Origin of the sequence: Mesorhizobium sp. M1A.T.Ca.IN.004.03.1.1, from assembly GCF_003997555.1 — a bacterium.
Classification (GTDB): domain Bacteria; phylum Pseudomonadota; class Alphaproteobacteria; order Rhizobiales; family Rhizobiaceae; genus Mesorhizobium.
Window position 1 is genome coordinate 1 of the sequence record NZ_RZTV01000440.1, and the last position, 266, is coordinate 266.

Annotated in this window: 1 protein-coding gene; it reads left to right on the forward strand. The window is 61.7% G+C overall.

Translation table 11 applies throughout. The features are described 5' to 3' along the window. Nucleotides 1-266 (forward strand): 4Fe-4S dicluster domain-containing protein (locus EOD29_RS32350; protein WP_127248840.1); only part of this gene is annotated, 266 nt, incomplete at both ends.

Sequence of the window (266 nt, forward strand, 5' to 3'; positions counted from 1 at the left end):
AATGGAAGCAGAGCCACGAGGACCGGCAGAAGCTGGACGGCCTCTATGAATGCATCCTCTGCGCCTGCTGCTCGACCTCCTGTCCGAGCTACTGGTGGAACGGCGACCGCTATCTCGGTCCGGCCGTTCTGCTGCAGGCCTATCGTTGGCTGATCGATTCCAGAGACGAGGCGACCGGTGAGCGCCTCGACAATCTCGAGGATCCATTCCGCCTCTATCGCTGCCACACGATCATGAACTGTGCGCAGACCTGCCCGAAGGGCCTC